This window comes from Azospirillum sp. A1-3 (assembly GCF_023806445.1).
Taxonomy (GTDB): Bacteria; Pseudomonadota; Alphaproteobacteria; order Azospirillales; family Azospirillaceae; genus Azospirillum.
Window position 1 is genome coordinate 525,127 of the sequence record NZ_JAMSLU010000007.1, and the last position, 14,542, is coordinate 539,668.

General features: G+C 64.6%; 13 protein-coding genes. All 13 read right to left on the minus strand.

Annotated features, from left to right (window positions below):
• Positions 1 to 16: 16 nt before the first annotated feature.
• A complete protein-coding gene (locus M5E06_RS32805; protein ID WP_252141828.1) occupies positions 17 to 532 on the minus strand; it encodes a hypothetical protein in 516 nt (171 codons plus the stop codon).
• Between the two features lie 556 nt (positions 533 to 1,088).
• Entirely contained in the window at positions 1,089 to 1,478 is a 390-nt protein-coding gene (locus M5E06_RS32810) for a DUF4280 domain-containing protein (RefSeq protein WP_252141829.1), read from the minus strand.
• Between the two features lie 2 nt (positions 1,479 to 1,480).
• Positions 1,481 to 2,026: an OmpA family protein gene (locus M5E06_RS32815; RefSeq protein ID WP_252141830.1), complete on the minus strand. Its 546-nt coding sequence runs from the start codon at positions 2,024 to 2,026 to the stop codon at positions 1,481 to 1,483.
• Positions 2,027 to 2,060: 34 nt separating this feature from the next.
• Positions 2,061 to 2,594 (minus strand): DUF4123 domain-containing protein, encoded by a 534-nt coding sequence (locus M5E06_RS32820; protein ID WP_252141831.1) that lies wholly within the window; start codon positions 2,592 to 2,594, stop codon positions 2,061 to 2,063.
• Positions 2,591 to 4,714 (minus strand): type VI secretion system Vgr family protein, encoded by a 2,124-nt coding sequence (locus M5E06_RS32825; RefSeq protein ID WP_252141832.1) that lies wholly within the window; start codon positions 4,712 to 4,714, stop codon positions 2,591 to 2,593. Before M5E06_RS32825 ends, M5E06_RS32820 begins: the two co-directional genes overlap by 4 nt.
• A gap of 54 nt (positions 4,715 to 4,768) precedes the next feature.
• Positions 4,769 to 7,480, minus strand: coding sequence for a type VI secretion system ATPase TssH (gene tssH, locus M5E06_RS32830; protein WP_252141833.1), 2,712 nt, complete (start codon positions 7,478 to 7,480; stop codon positions 4,769 to 4,771).
• A gap of 77 nt (positions 7,481 to 7,557) precedes the next feature.
• Positions 7,558 to 8,601: a type VI secretion system baseplate subunit TssG gene (gene tssG, locus M5E06_RS32835; protein ID WP_252141834.1), complete on the minus strand. Its 1,044-nt coding sequence runs from the start codon at positions 8,599 to 8,601 to the stop codon at positions 7,558 to 7,560.
• A complete protein-coding gene (tssF, locus tag M5E06_RS32840; protein WP_252141835.1) occupies positions 8,565 to 10,445 on the minus strand; it encodes a type VI secretion system baseplate subunit TssF in 1,881 nt (626 codons plus the stop codon). Before tssF ends, tssG begins: the two co-directional genes overlap by 37 nt.
• On the minus strand, positions 10,445 to 10,954 hold the full coding sequence (gene tssE, locus M5E06_RS32845; protein WP_252141836.1) for a type VI secretion system baseplate subunit TssE: 510 nt from the start codon (positions 10,952 to 10,954) through the stop codon (positions 10,445 to 10,447). The genes tssF and tssE overlap by 1 nt, the downstream gene beginning before the upstream one ends.
• Positions 10,947 to 11,798, minus strand: coding sequence for a type VI secretion system accessory protein TagJ (locus tag M5E06_RS32850; RefSeq protein WP_252141837.1), 852 nt, complete (start codon positions 11,796 to 11,798; stop codon positions 10,947 to 10,949). The genes tssE and M5E06_RS32850 overlap by 8 nt, the downstream gene beginning before the upstream one ends.
• Before the next feature lie 107 nt (positions 11,799 to 11,905).
• Positions 11,906 to 12,394 (minus strand): Hcp family type VI secretion system effector, encoded by a 489-nt coding sequence (locus M5E06_RS32855; RefSeq protein WP_252141838.1) that lies wholly within the window; start codon positions 12,392 to 12,394, stop codon positions 11,906 to 11,908.
• Between the two features lie 92 nt (positions 12,395 to 12,486).
• On the minus strand, positions 12,487 to 13,980 hold the full coding sequence (gene tssC, locus M5E06_RS32860) for a type VI secretion system contractile sheath large subunit (RefSeq protein WP_252141839.1): 1,494 nt from the start codon (positions 13,978 to 13,980) through the stop codon (positions 12,487 to 12,489).
• Positions 13,981 to 13,985: 5 nt separating this feature from the next.
• Entirely contained in the window at positions 13,986 to 14,516 is a 531-nt protein-coding gene (tssB, locus tag M5E06_RS32865) for a type VI secretion system contractile sheath small subunit (protein WP_252141840.1), read from the minus strand.
• Positions 14,517 to 14,542 lie beyond the last annotated feature (26 nt).

Genomic DNA, 14,542 nt, shown 5'->3' on the forward strand with positions numbered 1-14,542 from the left:
TCAAAGACGAGCTCGATTACGCCACGTTCATCTTGAATATTGCCTGCTCCACGATATGGTTGATCCGCGTTTCATTGAGCATTATTTCGCGATTGAGCTTAGAAACCTGCCATCTGAGTTGGCGCTGGGCCTCGATAGTCTGGTTGCGGGTGTCCTGCGCATTGCGCTGGAACTCGATAATTGACATTGTATCATAATACATGCCGACGAAGACATTCACCGCTGGAATGAATTCTGACTTGTTTGAGGACTTGAGAGCGTCGATGGCGGCATTCTTGGCGATCTCAATGGCCGTCTTCTCGCTACCGGAATAGTGCGTGCCACTTTTGGCAAGCTTGTCGTATACCTGCTTGACCAAGAAGGCGAAGGATCCTGTCGCCAGCTTGAGGCCCGGCGTGATCGCGTTCATGATGATGTTTGCTGGCAGCAGGCAGGCGAGCGCGAAGACGCCACGCACTTCCAGCAACCGCTCCTCGGACAGATCGCCCTCAAGATCAGCCGCAATGTGCTCAAGGAGCGCTTTGTGTTCCACACAGTATCTTCTTCTGATCAATGAGTCGACTGTAGTTTGTGATTAGGTATTCGTGCGACGGCATGCTTTCTCCTATTTTGTGTGTTTGTGCAGATACGCTCAGAGGACGTTTATCACACCCACCCACACTCGTCGGCCTGCCCCTGGTGCGAGGCTGCGTGCCAGTCGTCAGCATCCGGCGCGGGGAAGGCGGACAACGTGCTCTCCCCAGGCACGCGGACGTTCATCGACGCGTTCAACGACGGCTGAGCTCGAAAATTGGTGAACGAGCGCGTGACCACGCGCGGGAGTGCCGGCCCAGGCCTTCTGCCGGTTCAAGGCCTCTGGGGTCTGACGACTGACCGATTTGTTGAGGCTTCCCGATTGGTTCCGCATCATGCCCGTAGCGGCCGCCCCCTGGCTGAGGGTGGCGGTGGGAACCACAAGGGTGACAGGCAACGACAGGACAGCGACGATGGGGTTTCTCATGATCGGTGCCACTCCTCGATAGTCCCTGCGACGCGGCAGACGGTGCCGAAAAGCGTCACCGGACACCGATGCTCAGGGCAGACAAGGCTCAAGGGATCTGTGTGGTCATCTGCCCAGGATTGACGATGGAAAGCACCCCGCCCCAGTTGCACATGCATTTCGAGCTGTTGTTCAACGCCGGTTGAGTGCCGAGGATCACCGTCGGACTGCCGGGAACCCAAGGCGCCATGGTCGCCGGGATGCAAGGCATCGGCGTCAACGCCCCCATCGCCGCGGCAGTGGCCGAGGCGACGGTAGGGTTGGCAAGGCTGGTGCACATGCCGAATGAACCAATGTTCACCAGCGGTTTGTGGTCCATGATGTTGGCCGCTGGCTGGTTACCGCACAGCTCACGCCACTGCGCAAGCACGGTGAGGACGGCCGGTGCCAGCCCGAAGCTGCACTGAAGCGTGGCCGTGTTGACGACCTGGAACGGCATGATCAGCCACCAAGATTGATGATCTCGACGCGGCGGTTGATCTGACTGGTCGGGTCGGACGGGTCGGCGAGCTGCTGCGAGCCACGCCCGGCGGTCTTCAGGCGGTCCCGGCGGATGCCGAACTCCTTGGCCAGATAGTCACGGACCGCCTGGGCGCGGCGCTGCGACAGGGCGAGGTTGTACTCCGCCTTGCCCACCGCGTCGGTGTGGCCGGTGAGCTGAAAGCGATAACCGGACAGCTCCGAGGAAGTGAGCGCTTGGCCCAACTCGTTCAGCTGCGCAGTCGCCTTCGGCGACAGGGTGGCCGAGTTGAAGTTGAATTCCACCTGAAGACTGATCTTTGGCAGTACAGCGCGCGCCGGCGCCGGAGCGGCAACGCCGGTGCCGAGCGCGAGGCCGCGCATCTTGCCACTGCTCCGCGGCTTTGGCGTCAGGCTCCGGATGATGTCGCTGTACAGCATGGTGTCGCCGTCGGCAGCACGCGCCGGCCGTTCCGCCGCGAACACCAGCGCACCGACCGCAAGAACCGTGATCAAGACCCTTTTCATGGTGTTCGTCCTCCCTCTCATGTCGATGCACTCATCAGGCGCCCAGTGGAAGGTGCGCCACCAAGACGCCGGCAGGCCCCTGGACCATGCGCAGCAGCGACGTGGCCTCCTCAGCCTCGGCCAGAATGGTCTGCACGGGTCCAAAAAACTGCCGAGCCTCCTCGGGCGTGCAGGTCGGCAGGTGGGTGCGCAGGACGCGCGGGTCGTAGAAGCGGAAATAGACCACCTGGTGGTCCGGCAGACGCACCAAGATCAGACGGCGCAGGTGGCGCCGGATCTCGCTCAGTGTGGCGTCCGCCAGCAGGAAGATGCCCCAATGCCTGCCCCAGCCCTCGCTGAGAAACCATTGGGTGAATGGAGAATCAGGATCAAGCCTCGCCAGATGGGGGGCCGCCTCCATCAGCTCCGGTTCCAGCTCGCCGCGGTAAAGGCAGGCGAACTCAAGGCCATGGCGCTCCAGCATCGGCAGCAGCGCTGGGCAGCCGGCGCCGTCGATCACGGCGAACACCGGCAGCGCCTGACCATACAGAGCCGCTTTGAGCGCGCGGGATGCGGTTTCGGCGATCATGCCCCCTCCCCGTTCCCGTCGGCGCTTGTGGCCTTGGGCGCCGCCTCGCGCTGGGCACAGAACGGCGCAGCGTCCTTGTAGGCCTCCTTCAGCTGCCTGGCGGCAGGATGTGAGCTGAGGGGCTGAACCGGCGTCGTGTATTTCGGCTTCTCGTCAATTGTGGTGGCGCTGCCGGGTGTGGCGCCGGCAGCCTCCTTCGGCGGCTTCGGCGCGTCGGGATTGGCGCCGCTGCCCGATCCGGCGGAGCCGCCGCTGTTGATCAACACCATAGGACCGCTGATGGTGACGCCGCTCGGTCCGATGGTGATGAAGCTGCCGGCGACCTTGAGGGTGACCATCACCCCGGCTTCCAGCACAAGGTTCATGCCGGCCTTCAGGTGGATGTCCATACCGGCCTGGAGGGCGGCGTTCTGCCCAACCCTCTCATGCAGTTCCTCGCCAACGGTGAGCGACGCCGTGCCGCCGATCTTCTCATTGTGGTCGCCGTCCACGGTCTGGTGTTTGTCGGCCTTGACCTTCTCAAGTTGGTCCTTGACCACGACGAGATGCCGCTCGTTGCCAATCCACTCCAGCAGATCGTTCTTAACCCGGTTATCCTGGTTGCGTTGGGCGTGGATGAAGATCTGTTCCTTGCCGCTCTTGTCCTCGAAGCGCAGCTCATTGGCACCGGCCCCCTTGACCGTATTGGTCCGCAATCCGGACTGGGTGGCGTTCTCCGGCAGGTCGAAGGCCGGCATGGCGTCGCCGTTGTACAGGCTGCCCGTCACGACCGGGCGGTTGGGGTCGCCGTCGAGGAAATCGACGATCACCTCTTGGCCTATGCGAGGCAGGAACTGAGCGCCCCAGCGCTTTCCGGCCCAGGACTGGGCGACGCGGATCCAGCACGAACTGGTTTCGTCCGCCTTGCCATTGCGGTCCCAGTGGAAGCGCACCTTGATGCGACCGTACTTGTCGGTCCAGATCTCCTCGCCGGGCTTGCCGCTGACGATGGCGGTCTGCGGACCACGCATCACGGGCAGCGGCGTCAGCCGCGGCGGTCGGTACTGCTCCTGACTGCTCAGCACGGTGAAGTGACACGCATAGGGTTCGCCGCCGCTGCCGCTATTCGCCTCGAATTCGTCAGACACCACCTCGGTCACGGCCGAGAGCACAAGATATTCCCGGTTCTGCTCGGCGTTGGGATGATGGGTGAGCGAGAAGAGCTGACCGCAGGCCAGCTCGCGCACGGTGGTCGCTGCCTCGATGTGCTCGTGTCGGCTCTTGAGTTCCTCCATGCGGTGGCGGACCGTGGCCTGGCCGATGCTGCTGCGCGACCCCGCCTTCATGTAGGCCATATCGCCGGGATACTCGAACACCTCCATGCCGGACAGCGCGTGCGGGCGCGGCGCCGACAGGGTGGTGCGAAGCTGCGCCTTCGGCCGCTCGAAGTCGAAGTCGTCCAACGTGTAGGCGCCGCCCGTCACTTCGCGGCTGACCGTCCAGGCCTCAACCCCGCCAAGCTTGCCGCGTTGCCCCTGCTCAGGGTTGAAGCGCAGTCTGTGGCTCGGCTTCAGATGGTCGTGAGCCCCGACACCGTCGCCCAGCACCAGCGCGTGCGCGCCGTTGCGGTGGGTGAAATAATAATAGATGCCTTCATGCTCCAACAGGCGGCTGAGGAACGCAAAATCGCTCTCTTGATACTGGACGCAATATTCCCAAGGCTCGTAGCTGCCGGACAGGCGGTCGACGATGTCGGTGAAGCCATGTTCGCGCAGCAGCGCCTTGACGATGTCAGGCACCGTCATGTCCTGGAAAATGCGGCAGTCACGGTTGCGGGTGAGGAACCACAGCCACGGCCTCAAAGTGGCCTTGTACAGACCGTAGCGCCCTTGCGAGCCGGCATGGCCGAATGACGCGACAAAGCCGTTGAAGTGCCGCTCGCCGGAATCAGTGGCAACACGGACGGTCATGTCCTGGCCGAGCACGGCGTAGAAATCGACTTTCGGACGTGCGGTCAGGAGCTCGACCTCGAAGGAGAAGAGCTGGCTGACCTGCTCCACCGCCACCATGCGCCGGAACACGAGGGCATCCTCGCCGAGCGGCGAGGACACGGCAACGTCACGCTGGGCCTGTTTCAGCATACTGCCTCACACTCTGGATGCAGCATCAGACTGGGGTGTTGCCCTGGCTTGGCCTCAATCGAAATCATACCAGAAGTCCTTGTCACGGACACTGACGTGAACGCGCGCCACACTGCTCCCTTCGAGCAGTCGGCCGAGCATGGCGTTGGAGATGGCCGGCAGCATGGTGTTGGTCAGAATAGCATCGATCATGCGGCCGCCGCTTTCCAGCTCACGGCACCGGCTGGCGATAAGCGTCACCACCTCATCATCGTAGGTAAAGGGTATACGGTGGGTCTGCCGGACGCGCTTCTGGATGCGGTCAAGCTGCAGGCGGATGATGTTGCCGATCATCTCGTCGGTCAGCGGATGGTAGGGGATGGTGACGATGCGGCCGAGCAGTGCGGCCGGGAACACCGTCAGGAGCGGCTGCCGCAACGCCTTGGCGATTGCATCCGGGTCCGGCATCAGCTCGGGGTCGCGGCACAGGTTCATGATGAGGTCGCTGCCGACGTTGGAGGTCAGCAGGATCAGCGTGTTCTTAAAATCGATCAGCCGGCCCTCGCCGTCCTCCATGACGCCCTTGTCAAACACTTGGAAGAAGATTTCGTGGACGTCGGAGTGGGCCTTCTCCACCTCGTCCAACAGCACGACCGAATAGGGTTTGCGGCGCACTGCCTCGGTCAGAATGCCGCCCTCGCCATAGCCGACATAGCCCGGAGGCGCCCCCTTGAGCGTGGAGACGGTGTGCGCCTCCTGGAACTCGCTCATGTTGATGGTGATGACGTTGTGCTCGCCACCGTATAAGGTCTCGGCCAGCGCCAGCGCGGTCTCGGTCTTGCCGACGCCGCTGGGGCCGCATAGCAGGAAGACGCCGACCGGCTTGTTCGGGTTGTCGAGTTTGGCGCGCGACGTCTGGATACGCTTGGCAATCATCTCCAGCCCATGGCTTTGGCCGATGACGCGCTGGTTCAGCGTGTCGGCCAGCTTCAGCACGGTCTCGATTTCATTCTTCACCATGCGACCGACCGGAATGCCGGTCCAATCGCCGACGACCGAGGCGATGGCCTGCTCGTCCACCGTCGGCAGGATCAGCGGCGTCTCGCCCTGCAGCGCGGCCAACTCAGCCTGACGCTGCTTCAGCTCGGCCAGCAAGGCGTCACGCTCCTGTTCGGTCTGTCCCGCCGGCTGGGTGGCGTCCACGCGGGCCTCCAGCTCGGATCCGGTTCCCTCCACCGCGCCACCACCGCTGCGCAGCCGGGTGCGCAGCCCCAGGATATGGTCCACCAGCGCCTTTTCCGCCTGCCAGCGGGCCTCCAGCTCGGCCAGCCGGTCAGTTTCGGCGGTGAGCTTCTCCTCGGCCTCGGCGCCGCGGTGGCTGGTGTCGATGCCCACGGCAGCCTCGCGGGCGATGATTTCCAGCTCGGTGCGCAGTGCCTCGATGTGACGGCGGCTGTCATCGACCTCGGCCGGCACGGCATGCTGGCTGATGGCGACACGCGCTGCGGCCGTATCGAGGAGGCTGACCGCCTTGTCAGGAAGCTGGCGGGCCGGAATGTAGCGGTGCGACAAGCGGACCGCCGCCTCCAGGGCCTCGTCGAGAATTTGCACCTTGTGATGCGTCTCCAGGGCGGAGGTCAGGCCCCGCATCATTAAGATGGCCTTTTCCTCACCCGGCTCCTCGACCTGGATGGCCTGGAAGCGGCGGACCAGCGCCGGATCCTTTTCAAAATACTTCTTGTACTCCGCCCAGGTGGTGGCGGCGATGGTGCGCAGGGTGCCGCGGGCCAGCGCCGGCTTCAGCAGGTTGGCGGCGTCGCCGGTGCCGACGGCGCCGCCGGCGCCGATCAGGGTGTGCGCCTCATCGATGAACAGGATGATCGGCTTGGGCGATGCCTGAACCTCCTCGATGACCTGGCGCAAGCGGTTCTCGAACTCGCCCTTCATGCTGGCGCCGGCTTGAAGGAGGCCGACGTCCAGCGTGCGCAGCATCACGTTTTTCAGCGGTGGTGGCACGTCGCCGGCAACGATGCGCCGCGCGAAGCCCTCGACCACCGCGGTTTTGCCGACGCCGGCCTCGCCGGTCAGAATCGGGTTGTTTTGGCGGCGGCGCATCAGGATGTCGACGATCTGGCGGATCTCGTCGTCGCGCCCGACGATGGGGTCGATCTCGCCCTTGCGCGCCTTGTCGGTAAGATCGACTGAGAATTTGGCCAGCGCCTCCTGCTTGCCCATAGCGGCCGGCGCCATGGCGCCGCTGGCTTGACCAGGCGCGGCACCGCCGCAGTCCACACTGTCGGCTGGCATCGCCTCCGGTGAGCCATCGACAAGCGTGACGAACTCGTCCGTCAGCGTATCGAGCGTGATCTTGGCAAACTCGCGCGACAGCGCTGGCAGCGCATTGCGCAGGCCCGGGGATTGGAGGATGCCGATGATCAGGTGCCCGGTGGAGACCCGCGGCGCCTTGTACATCAGCGAGGCGACGATCCAGCCGCGCTCCGTCGCGTCCTCGATCTGCGGCGAGAAGTCGCTGATCGAGGACGCGCCCCGCGGGAGTCTGTCGAGGTTCTCCAAGAAATCGTGGGCCAGCCGGCCCGGGTCGAGGTCGAAGCGCCGAACGATGCGGTGCAGGTCACTGTCTTGCAACTGCAAGACCTGATGGAGCCAGTGCACCAGCTCGACGTACGGGTTGCCCCGCAACTTGCAGAAGACGGTCGCGCTTTCAATGGCGCGGTACGCCGGCGGGGTGAGCTTGCCAAACAGAGAAACGCGGCTAATCCCGGCCATGGTCAGTCTCCTGCGATCATCGGAAGCGGTCCGTGCCAATCATGGTCAGACGCAGTGTCATCGGTTGGAAAAGCGTCCTATCCGGATGCGGCGGCGCGCGGCGCGACAGGGGCGAGGACGAGATCGTCGGCGTCGGGCACGACCGGGCTGCGGTTCAGCCAGGACGTCCAGCCCAACCGGTTCGATCCGTCGAGCCGCAGGGGCGGCACCGCGCGGGCCGTCAGAACGAGCTGGACGTCCCAGGCGAACTCATCACCGACATAGCCGCGCACCATGGCCACCAGCCGCTCCAGGCTGCGCCCGCCGGGCAGCATGCGCTGGTAATCCGCCATGCCCATCGGCCCGAGCTGGATGCGGAAACGGTGCTGCGCGTCGCGCACCCGACTTCCGACGGGCATGCCGTCGCCCAGCCGCCCCAGCCGCGGGTCACCGAGCCGCCAACGGATGTCCGCAGGCAAGGCCATCCAGGCGCAGACGAACTCCTGGACCGCGGCGGTCATGCCGAAATAGGCGGAAATCATCGCCTGCAGCCCTTCCGGGTTGCGCGACTGGGGGGTAAGGCGACCGGCGAAGTGCAGCCGCACGGCGTCGGGAAGCGCATCACGGTCGCGCAGCGACGGCATGCCGAACCCGATCAACGAGGCGATGTACGTGCCGAAAAGGTCCGCGTCCGGCCGGTCATGGCTGACCGTCGGCTCTGCATTGGCCCAGGCTCGGTAGAACAGCGAGATCAGGCGGTGATGGAACATATCGGCGAAGCGGGCGACGGTGTCGTCGCCGTGGAAGCGGCGCCGCTCCAGCACGTGCTCGGTCAGGTGCAGCGGCAATGGGCCGTTCGGGCCAAACACGCCAAAGCCATACACCAGCAGCCAGGACCGCAGGGCGCCCTCGTCATGTTTGATGCGGGCCAATGTCGATGGGGCGAAGTCAAGCGACGGCTCCTGCCCCAGCCGTACCGGCTCGTCCACCACGCGCGTTTCCGGCCGGCCAAGCCGGGGCCGGTCACGGTTGGCGCACTCCAGCAGCCGCAGCGCGTGGAAGAGGCCGAACCGATGAGGCTCGGCCGCCACCGCGGCCAGCAGGCTCACAACAGATTGCGGCGGCCGATCCGCGCTGGCCATCGCATCACCTCCCCACGTTCGGTGCTGTGGATCACTGTCTCGGTAAAGCTGTTCAGCGAGACATGCTTGGCGAAGAACTCCTCCAGGACGGCGCCGAGCAGGAAGATGCCGCTGCCATCGAAGGCGTGCTCGTCAAACGAAACCGTCATCTCCAGGCCGCGCGCGTGGAGCAGCGCGCCGGGATGTGGGACGCGACGCACGATGGCGCGGGAGGCAACACGGCGTACGCCCTCGATCTGCTTGCGCCACACCGCGTCACCCATGTCGGCGTACAGCGACAGCAGCTCCCGCAGGGCGCCTGCACCGCGCTGCTCATCGGTATTGATCAGCGAGAGATAATTGAGCGACAGGTGACTTATCAGCCGCCAGGCCGTCTCTCCCTCGGCGGTGGAGGGACGCGGCTTGGTCGGTCCAGCAAGGCAGCGGATGGTGTCGACAGGCGCGCCCTGGTCCATGGAGAAATCGGTGTTGAGCTTGCCCACCGGCATGTGCAGGGGCAGGTCGCGGTTGGTGCACAGCGTCGTCACGCCGAGTTGGCGCAGGCTGTGGCTATACGGCGCCTGCTCGGCATCCACCAGGGAAACGAACACCTCCGAGCCGATATAGCTGGACCGCGGGCCAACACGCCGCTGCCGGGCCGACAGCACGCGCGGCTGGCGCGACAGCGCGTAGAAGGCGTGCCCGACGGAATCGGCGTGGCGGTCATGCGTGGCGTAGAATGACCGGAATTCCTGCTCGCCCTCCGCCCCGACACCATAGCCCATCACCGACAGCACAGAATGCACCTCGAAATCGAGCGGACGCGTGCGGTCAGGGACGATGTGGTGCTCAGTGTCGCGGGTGTTCAGATGGATGCGATCGGCGCGGCGCGGGAACAGGTTGATCGCCGGCGCGCAGAACGGGGCGACGTTCTGCTTGTCGACCACGCCCTCCAGCCGCCGGTTCGCGCGGTCGAAGAGGATGATGATCTCCAGTTCATCCACTGTGCAGCGCCGCACCGACCGGGCCAGGTCGAGCAGCTCGACGAACAGGAAGCGCTCGGGAAAGGCGAAATATTCGTGAAGCAGTCGGTACCCGTCGAACGATTGCGGCACTCTCGGCAGCAGCGCCTGCTCCCCCGCAAAGCCAACGCGGGCCAGCGCCGAGGGGCGCAGAACGTCCTGCCATGGTGCCGGACGCTTGGCCGGACGGACCACCATGGCGACGGCGTTGCCGAGAAGCTGTTCGTACATCGCCACCGCCACCGCACCGCCACCGGACAAAAACAGCGGCAGCCGGTCAAGCGCCATCTGGTCGAACGTCAGTCCGGCAGTCGCCTTCAGCCGCAGCCGAAGGCCGGCGCGCACGCCGCGGCTGTCCGGCACATCGAGCGCGGTCACCGCTCCGGCGGTTGGCAGATACTCGGCGTGGGTCACCTCCAGTGGCCACAGCGTCACATCATGCGCTGTGCGGTACTCGCATGCGGTGCCCTGACCCTTGCCGATGACGCTGCGCAGCACCGTCTCGCGGGCCGGAATGGTGAAGCCGGTGGCCAGTGCCCCTTCGGACAGGTCGGGGCGGAATTGCACCACCGTCATGGACGGCGTCGGCGTCAGATAGTGGGGATAGACCGCTTCCAACAGATGATTGGTGAAGCGAGGGAACTGCGCGTCAAGCTTGAGCTGAACCCGGGCGGTGAGGAAGGCGAAGGCCTCCATCAGCCGCTCGACGTAAGGGTCCGCGCATTCAAACGTCTCCAGGGACAGACGGCCGGCGACCTTGGGATATTCCTCAGCGAATTCCGCTCCCATCTCGCGCAGGTGACGGAGTTCATCCTCGTAATAACGCAACAGGCGGGGGTGCATCAGCGCAATCCCGCATTGTCAGAAACCCGCACGACCCTCACCTCCAAATCCACCTCAGTGCGCAGGAAGATGCGAATGGGGACCGGCTGTGCCCACATCTCACCTTCAATGTCGAAGACCAGGGCGCGGCTGTTGTGCGCCTCGCTCTGCAGCGTCAGCCGGACGGTCAGAGACTGCGCCAGGATGCGCGGTTCGAATGCCAGGATGGCGTCGTGCAAGATCGCTTCCAGCCGGGCAACATCAGTCCCCACGCCCGAGGTTCCGGCGAGCGGCGGCATGCCGAAGTTGAGGACGGACGCGGCAATGTTGGGATAGAGGTCGGTGTCCAGCGCGCAACCGAGGTTGCTGGCGTTGAGCAGCCAAGCCAGGTCGCGCACCACGCAGTCGCGCAGCCGCTGCAACGAAAGGACACGCCGGTCGCGCGATTCCCGTTTTTCCCCCGGTTCGTCGTCACGAAGGCGGTCGAGCAGGGAGGGCTGGAGCCGTTCTTGGACAGTCAGCTCAGCCATGGCCGGGTTCAGCAGGCTCGGTGACGGGGTGGGCACGGGTCTCCGCGACATCCAGCTCGATGCGGCGGACATCCATCAGCGCATAGTCACCGGCATCGGTCACGAGCATGCGCTGTCCCAACCCAACCACCAAATTGCCGGGCCGCTCCACCCACTCCGTCTTGCGGGCGAGTTTGAGCAGAGGGTCGGCTGCGTCGGTGGTGCTGGGATAACGGGTCGGGATCAGCGCAGCGGCCTCGCCGCCATTGACGAAGGTGACGGTGGCGCCGGTCCACACGCAGTCGCGCAGATCGGTCGGCGGCTCGACGTCGATGGCGCGAACGCGGTGGAGCGGGATCCAGAGATATCGACCGTTGACCACCGCCTCCAGAATCGGGCCGAGGCGCTGGTCGCCGTCGGCGATCCAGGCAAAGGGAGAGCCGTCGATGGTGCCGGCGGTGGCCGGGGCGTCGTCGAAGGCCTGGGCGCGCAAGCGCGCCGCATCATCGGCATGGCCCTGGGCGTCGAGCCGCAGTGCCATCATCAAAAGTGCGATCCAGCCCTCGGGCTTGCCGAACACCACAGGTGTTTGGTGGCCGGTGAAGACACGGGCACGCACCGCCTCGCTGGGCAGCACCTCGCGGTAGGTGCAGAGCATCGGCAGCGCGTCGGCGGTGAGATCGCCGACCATTTTGAGTTGGGTCAGCGCGCGGTCCCAATCACCGAGAACGCAAAAAAGCTGGAACAGCAGGATGCGGGGCTTGGCGCAGGCCGGGTCTTTGCGCACCAGATCCTTGGCGTGCTCGAACGCAGCGGTGAGATCGCCCTCCTTCAGGCTCTGCTGGATGTTGGCGCCGATGTCCATGCTGCAACTCCCGCTTGGGGCCAGGCCCGCTTGCCGGCGCCGGGTTATGGTCGAAGGGTCGGGCTGGCGCGGCCCCGGCGTCGGAACGGGGGCCGCGCCGCTTGGGCTCAGAGTTTCTTGTTTTCCTTGAGGCTCCAGCCGGCGTCCTTGAACGCCTCCATGCTGCCGTCCTGCTTCTGCTTGGCGTAGGAAATCTTGATTGATGAGTAGTTGAAGGTGACTTCCTCCAGCGGCTGGCTCTCGGGGCCCTGAGGATCGCCGACCGCGTTGAAGCTCTGGACCAGCAAGTCGCTCAGCAGGATCTTGAAGAAGTCGCGCTGCTCGCCGCCCGCCTTGCGGACGATGACGGTGGCCTGCTTGATGTGCGTGCCGCTCGCGCAATGCAAGAACAGCAGGTGCGAAGCGCTGTCGGTGTGCTTCAGGATCTTCAGGGCCGAGAAGTCGGCCTTGCCGGCACCGCCGCCGCTGTTGTGCGAAAAGGTGCCCGCCTGCGCCACCCCGAAGGAGAAGCTGCGCACGGCGATCTTGTCCTTGTATTTCGAGTCCATGGACTCGCCCTGAATGCCATCAATATCAATAAATACGTCGTAAGCCATGGGTGCGATCTCCGTTTCGTCAGCGATTGCGGCGCAGGATTGGGGAATGCGCACGGCGCGCCGCCCGCCAAGGGCGGAGCGCCGTCAGAGCGTCAGGCGCCTTTGCCGGACGGCAGCTTGGAGACGAGCCGCAGCGACACGGTCAGGCCTTCGAGCTGATAGTGCGGGCGCAAGAAGAACTTGGACGTGTAGTAGCCGGGGTTGCCCTCGACCTCCTCCACGACGACCTCGGCCGCAGCGAGCGGCTTCTGCGCCTTGGTGGTTTCGCTGGAGTTGGCGGGATCGCCATCCACATATTGGAGGATCCAGTCGCCCAGCCAGCGCTCCATCTCCGCGCGCTCCTTGAAGGAACCGACCTTGTCGCGGACGATGCACTTCAGGTAATGAGCAAAGCGGCAGGTTGCAAAGAGATACGGCAGCCGCGCTGCCAGATTGGCGTTGGCTGTCGCGTCCGGGTCCTCGTACTCGGTCGGCTTTTGCAACGACTGCGCGCCGATGAAGGCTGCGAAGTCAGTGTTCTTCTTGTGGATCAGCGGCATGAAGCCGCACTTGGCCAACTCGGCCTCGCGACGGTCGCTGATGGCGATCTCGGTTGGGCACTTCATGTCCACGCCGCCGTCGTCGGTCGGGAAGCTGTGGACCGGCAGGCCCTCCACCGCGCCACCGGATTCGATGCCGCGGATGCGCGACACCCAACCATACTCCTTGAAGGAGCGGTTGATGTTGGTTGCCATCGCATAGGCCGAGTTCGACCACACATAATTGCGGTGATCGGCGCCCTCGACCTCCTCTTCGAAGTCGAACGCCTCGACCGGGTTGGTCTTCGCGCCATAGGGCAGGCGAGACAGGAAGCGCGGCATCGCGAGGCCGATGTAACGCGAATCCTCGCTTTCGCGCAGTGAGCGCCAGGACGCGTATTCCGGCGTCTGGAAGATTTTGGTCAGGTCGCGCGGATTGCTCAGCTCCTGCCAGCTGTCCATCTGCAACGTGGTGGGTGACACGCCGGCGATGAATGGCGAGTGCGACGCCGCCGCGACCTGCGCGATCTGGCCCAGCATCTCGACATCGGGCGGGCTGTGGTCGAAGTGATAGTCACCGACCAGGCAGCCGTAAGGCTGACCGCCGAGCTGGCCGAACTCCTCCTCGTACAGCTTCTTGAAGACCGGGCTCTGGTCCCAGGCCGTGCCCTTAAAGCGTTTCAGCGTCTTGCCCAGCTCCTTTTTGGAGATGTTCATGACGCGAATCTTCAGCATCTCGTCGGTTTCGGTGTTGTTGACGAGATGGTGCAGGCCACGCCAGGAGCCTTCCAGGGTCTGGAACGCCTCATGGTGCAGGATGTGGTTGATCTGTTCGCTCAGCGTCCTGTCGATCTCGGCGATGATCGACTGGATCGTCTTGACCGCTTCACCAGATACCACGCTGGCGGAACGCAGGGCCTCCTCGGCGAGAGTCCGCACCGCTTTTTCGACCTCCGAACGGGCGTGGTCGCTGCGGGGCTTGAACTCCTTCTGGAGCAGTGCGGAGAACTCGTCGCGTTCGCCGATGGCGGCGACAGTGCCTTGGGCGGCGATGCTGGTCTCGGTCATGGCGGTCAGCCCTCGGCCGGGGTTTCGGAGGAGCCGGCGTCGCCGGGCTTCGGCGCGGACGCCAGCGATTTCAGCAGCGCCGGGTCGCCCAGCGCCTTCTGGATCAGCTCCTCGGCGCCGGACTTGCCGTCCATGTAGGTCAGCAGGTTGGCGAGCTGGCTGCGTGCCTCCAGAAGCTTGCGCAGCGGCTCGACCTTGCGGGCGACCGCGTCCGGGGAGAAGTCGTCCATGCTCTCGAACGTGATGTCGACGCTGAGATTGCCCTCGCCCGACAGGGTGTTCGGCACCTGGAAGGCGACACGCGGCTTCATCGCCTTCAGGCGGTCGTTGAAGTTATCGATGTCGATGTCGAGGAACTTGCGGTCGTTCACCCCAGGCAGCGGTTCGGCCGGGTTCCCGCTCAGATCGGCCATCACCCCCATGACAAACGGGAGCTGCACCTTCTTGTGTGCGCCATAAAGCTCGACGTCGTACTCGATCTGCACGCGCGGAGCCCGATTCCGGGCGATGAACTTCTGACTGCTTTGTGTCGCCATAGCTCTGTTCCTCTTCCCAGTCTGCT

Coding starts and splice junctions, on each gene's coding strand:
- tssG (WP_252141834.1), bottom strand. CDS start 8,601: ATGGCCAGCGCGGATCGGCCGCCGCAATCTGTTGTGAGCCTGCTGGCC.
- tssH (WP_252141833.1), bottom strand. CDS start 7,480: ATGGCCGGGATTAGCCGCGTTTCTCTGTTTGGCAAGCTCACCCCGCCG.
- M5E06_RS32815 (WP_252141830.1), bottom strand. CDS start 2,026: ATGAAAAGGGTCTTGATCACGGTTCTTGCGGTCGGTGCGCTGGTGTTC.
- M5E06_RS32855 (WP_252141838.1), bottom strand. CDS start 12,394: ATGGCTTACGACGTATTTATTGATATTGATGGCATTCAGGGCGAGTCC.
- M5E06_RS32810 (WP_252141829.1), bottom strand. CDS start 1,478: ATGCCGTTCCAGGTCGTCAACACGGCCACGCTTCAGTGCAGCTTCGGG.
- M5E06_RS32820 (WP_252141831.1), bottom strand. CDS start 2,594: ATGATCGCCGAAACCGCATCCCGCGCGCTCAAAGCGGCTCTGTATGGT.
- M5E06_RS32850 (WP_252141837.1), bottom strand. CDS start 11,798: ATGGACATCGGCGCCAACATCCAGCAGAGCCTGAAGGAGGGCGATCTC.
- tssE (WP_252141836.1), bottom strand. CDS start 10,954: ATGGCTGAGCTGACTGTCCAAGAACGGCTCCAGCCCTCCCTGCTCGAC.
- tssB (WP_252141840.1), bottom strand. CDS start 14,516: ATGGCGACACAAAGCAGTCAGAAGTTCATCGCCCGGAATCGGGCTCCG.
- tssC (WP_252141839.1), bottom strand. CDS start 13,980: ATGACCGAGACCAGCATCGCCGCCCAAGGCACTGTCGCCGCCATCGGC.
- M5E06_RS32825 (WP_252141832.1), bottom strand. CDS start 4,714: ATGCTGAAACAGGCCCAGCGTGACGTTGCCGTGTCCTCGCCGCTCGGC.
- tssF (WP_252141835.1), bottom strand. CDS start 10,445: ATGCACCCCCGCCTGTTGCGTTATTACGAGGATGAACTCCGTCACCTG.